The sequence below is a fragment of the Falsiroseomonas sp. E2-1-a4 genome, assembly GCF_051433165.1.
Taxonomy (GTDB): domain Bacteria; phylum Pseudomonadota; class Alphaproteobacteria; order Acetobacterales; family Acetobacteraceae; genus Falsiroseomonas.
Genome location: NZ_JBHMFS010000053.1, coordinates 1 through 3,706 on the forward strand (window position 1 = coordinate 1; position 3,706 = coordinate 3,706).

5 protein-coding genes are annotated in these 3,706 nt (G+C 67.4%); 2 read left to right on the forward strand and 3 right to left on the reverse strand.

Going from position 1 to position 3,706, the window contains the following annotated elements; genetic code table 11:
• A partial coding sequence (locus ACFHNC_RS24495; protein ID WP_437171853.1) for a hypothetical protein occupies positions 1-317 on the forward strand: 317 nt, incomplete at its 5' end.
• A gap of 595 nt (positions 318-912) precedes the next feature.
• Positions 913-1,821 carry an acetamidase/formamidase family protein gene (locus ACFHNC_RS24500; protein WP_437171854.1) on the forward strand — a complete coding sequence of 303 codons (909 nt, stop codon included), beginning with the start codon at positions 913-915 and terminating at the stop codon, positions 1,819-1,821.
• Positions 1,822-1,830: 9 nt separating this feature from the next.
• Here the strand turns inward: ACFHNC_RS24500 and ACFHNC_RS24505 are convergent, their stop codons facing one another.
• The 3 genes from ACFHNC_RS24505 to ACFHNC_RS24515 are packed head-to-tail and all read right to left on the reverse strand — an operon-like array spanning position 1,831 to position 3,703.
• A complete protein-coding gene (locus ACFHNC_RS24505; protein WP_437171855.1) occupies positions 1,831-2,259 on the reverse strand; it encodes a hypothetical protein in 429 nt (142 codons plus the stop codon).
• Positions 2,256-3,200, reverse strand: coding sequence for a recombinase family protein (locus ACFHNC_RS24510; RefSeq protein WP_437171856.1), 945 nt, complete (start codon positions 3,198-3,200; stop codon positions 2,256-2,258). The genes ACFHNC_RS24505 and ACFHNC_RS24510 overlap by 4 nt, the downstream gene beginning before the upstream one ends.
• 26 nt (positions 3,201-3,226) lie before the next feature.
• Positions 3,227-3,703 carry a DUF2924 domain-containing protein gene (locus ACFHNC_RS24515; protein WP_437171857.1) on the reverse strand — a complete coding sequence of 159 codons (477 nt, stop codon included), beginning with the start codon at positions 3,701-3,703 and terminating at the stop codon, positions 3,227-3,229.
• Positions 3,704-3,706 lie beyond the last annotated feature (3 nt).

Consider the following 3,706-nt stretch of genomic DNA (forward strand, 5'->3'; position numbering starts at 1 on the left):
TCGGACAGACAACCGCCGATTGCTCGCCGTGGTCGGCGAATCCTATTAGACTGGGTGCGGGAGACAAGGACTCGGAGATGCCAGCGAGATGTTCGGCCTGCCAGGGGCATGGCCAGATTCAGGTCCAGAAACTTGAGCAGGGCCATAACCCGGCTGACCCCAGCAATCCGTTCGTGGAGACGGTCGTTGTGGTCGAGGACTGCAAGGCATGCGCTGGCCGCGGCGAGCTTATGTCCGGGGAAGATCTGGACCGAAGCGAGGTGGAGTGGGAAGAAAATTACCGGAACGGAGCATCTCTTATAGACGAAGACGAGTAATGCTCGGAGCGCCTACAGGTTTAGCATTGCCCTCTGTTCCATCCAGCGGGATGAAATTCGCTCCATCAACAACGGTAGACGCACGGCTCCTCTTCGGCATCCATCCAGGATATCTTCCACGATACATGGCGCGAGCAGAGTCAGCCTGAGCAACTGGCCCGCAAACCCACGGTCGATCTTCTCAGCCGCTGCTAACTCCGTGATTGATGCGTACCGCCCTTCGTCGAGTATGCGCTGGTACCGGAACGCCCGTGCTAGCGCCTTCACCACAGCCGGATCGGCGCGCGTGGTGACTGGCGGGACGCCATCGGTAATTGGCGTCAAGACGGTCTTCCTGCCCAGCCGATGCCGGATCGCCAGCGGCACCCGAACAGGGAACTGGTGGCAGAGCTCATGTGCCCCTCCGCCCGTTGGCCGCCATCGCGCCGAGATCCCGTAGCCGCCCAGCCAGCCCCTCGACTTCCATACGGCTATCGGCGCCAAAGCCCTGGCCCGCGCCGCGCCTTGACCGCTGCGCGACCCCGTTCATAGCTTGCCTGGAGCAGCCTTGGCGCGGACCGATCGGCCCATGCCAGCGAGATGTCCCGGAGAGCCCATGGCCACGCACCGCTTCCATCCCACACGATACTTCAACGCGATCGGCGTCGCCGAACCCTGCCTGCGCGTCGCTGATGGCGACACCGTGGTGACGGACACGGTTGATGCGTCAGGCCTCGATGCGCGGGAGGTGACCGTCGCCAGCCGGCCGAACCCAATGACGGGTCCGTTCTTCATCGAGGGCGCGGAACCCGGGGACACGCTGGCCGTGCGCATCGATCGGCTGACACCGAGCCGGGCGACCGGCTGGACCTATTCACCGCTCGCCCTGACCGTGCTGGACCCGGCCGCGATCCTCGACCGGCCACCGCAGCAGCGTGCTGTATGGGAGATCGACCGCGAGGCCCGGACGGTTCGACTGCAGAACACGGTGCAGGGGCTCGAGGATTTTGCGCCCCCCCTCCAGCCGATGATCGGCTGCTTCGGGGTCGCGCCAGCGGGCGGGCAGGCGCTGTCCACCGCGACCAGCGCGCAGAACGGCGGCAACATGGACTATCGGCTCTTCGCACCCGGCACGACCGCCTGGTTTCCCGTCGCGGTGCCCGGTGCGCTCTTCTATCTCGGCGACGGGCATGCCTGCCAAGGCGACGGCGAGATCGTCGGCACGGGCATAGAAACGTCCTTTGAGATGGAGGTGACCTTCCGCGTGCTGAAGCGGACGATCACCTGGCCGCGCGGCGAGACGGCCGACGACATCTTCACCGTTGGCAATGCCCGGCCGCTGGACCAGGCGTTGCAGCACGCGACGACAGAGATGTCCCGCTGGCTTGGCGAGGACTACGGTCTGGACGCCCGGGCCGCCAGTCACCTGATGGGCCAGGTCGTCCGCTACGATGTCGGCAATGTCTTCAACCCCGCCTTCACGGTCGCCTGCCGCATTGCCAAGCGCTGGCTCGTGAAGCGGTAGGATTGGACGTCACGTCTCGATCCGAACTTCTCGTTCGGTGGGTCGTGTCAGCGCGCTCGACAACAGATGCTCCCGCTGATGGGTCCATGCCAGGGGCATCGGCTCCAGCAGCGCCGGAAGCGCGACACGATCTGCCGCCCGCCCATCCAGAACCTGCTCGACCAAGTCGGGCGCCAGTAGCGTCAGGCGCAGCAGCCTGCCCAGGTAGCCCCGCTCGAGGCGCTCAGCGGACGCCATCTCGGTGATCGAAGCGTAGCGGCCCTCATCCAGCATCCGCTGGTACCGAAAAGCCCTTGCCAGCGCCTTCACCAGCGCTGGATCGGCGCGCGTAGTGACCGCGGCCGGTCCTGCCGCCATAGGCGTCACGACGGTCTTCCGCCCTGGCCGGTGTCTGATGGCCAGCGGCACGCGGACCGTGATGCTGGTCGCGGTCGTCATGCTGCCGCCATCAGGGCGCTCGGTGAGATGGCAGTGAGGTCGCGGACGAGGCCGCCGAGCCCATCTAGCCGCAGCCGAATGTCGGCGCCGGCCGGCCCAACCACCACCCGCTCCACCAATGATCGCACAATCCGCGCCTGCTCCGCCGGGAACAACTGCTCCCACAGCGGGTCGAGGCGGTGCAGCGCATCGTTGACCTCGCCCTCAGTCAGGTCCGGCGCCTCCCTGCGCGCCGCCCGCCAGGTGCCGACCACGATCTCCGGCTGCCGCAGCAGCGCCCGCACCTGGTCCACCACCGCCGCCTCGATCTCCGCCGCCGACACCCGGCGCACAATGCTGTCGTCGCCGGCGGCATCGCCCTTCAGCACCCGCTGCGCCACGTAGTAGCGGTAGAGGCGGCCATTCTTCCGGGCGTGCGTCGGCGACAGCGCTCGGCCATCCACGCCAAAGATCAGCCCCTTCAGCAGCGCCGGCGTCTGCGCCCGATTCTGGTTGGCGCGCACCCGCGGGCTGACCCGGAGGACGGCATGCGCCCGATCCCAGAGTTCCCGCGGCACGATCCCCTGGTGCTCGCCGGGATAGACCTGCCCCTTGTGCGCTGCCTCGCCGACATAGGTCCGATTGTTCAGCAGCTTGTAGACGTCGCCCTTGTCCAGCGGCCGGCGCCTGTCGATTTTGTAGACCACGATCACGTCGACCAGGTCGGCCCGACTGTCGCGCAGCAGGCGCTGCAGCGCGGGTCGCTCCAGCGTGCCGCCGGAGAACCCGCCATCATCGTAGCGGTCGCGCACCAGCACCCACCCCTCAGCGCGCTGGCTGGTGATGTAGGCCTCACAAGCATCGCGCTGCGCGTCGAGGGTGTTGAACTCCTTCTCCAGCCCTTCGTCGGTGGACTTCCGCGTGTAGACCGCACAGCGCAGCTTCTTGGTGGTGGCCGGCATGGCCGGCTCAATGCGGGCGCGCCGGGTCATGCGTCACCCCGCGCGCGCAGCCCGAAGAACGTCCAGCCGTTCCACCGAGTGCCGGTGATGTGGCGAGCGACGGCGGACAGGGACTGATAGGGCCGCCCCTCGAATTCGAAGTCGTTCATGCGTACAGTGACGACATGCTGCACGCCCTGCCATTCCCGGATGAGGCGCGTGCCGGCCAGTGGCCGGCTATCGGCCCGAATACGGCGCAGCACCACGTTGCCGCCATCCAGTTGCTCGCCGAGCGCCACAAGCCGGTCGACGGTTTCGGGCTTCAGCCCGCCATAGGCGAGCTCCTGGATTCGATAGGCCAGCCGGCTCTGGATGTAGGCCCGGTTCCAGGGCGGCGGCTCCTTGCCGAACAGTTCGCGCCACTGCTGCTTCAGCGTGGCGGTCGGCGCCGCCTGCAGCGCGGCGAGCCGCGACAGCACCTGCGTCGGCGGGATCTTCGGGATGGTGGGCGCCGGCGCGGGCACGGC

Bases quoted from the DNA above. Each gene is read 5' to 3' on its own strand.
- ACFHNC_RS24505 (WP_437171855.1), bottom strand. From the start codon at position 2,259: ATGACGACCGCGACCAGCATCACGGTCCGCGTGCCGCTGGCCATCAGA.
- ACFHNC_RS24510 (WP_437171856.1), bottom strand. From the start codon at position 3,200: ATGCCGGCCACCACCAAGAAGCTGCGCTGTGCGGTCTACACGCGGAAG.
- ACFHNC_RS24500 (WP_437171854.1), top strand. From the start codon at position 913: ATGGCCACGCACCGCTTCCATCCCACACGATACTTCAACGCGATCGGC.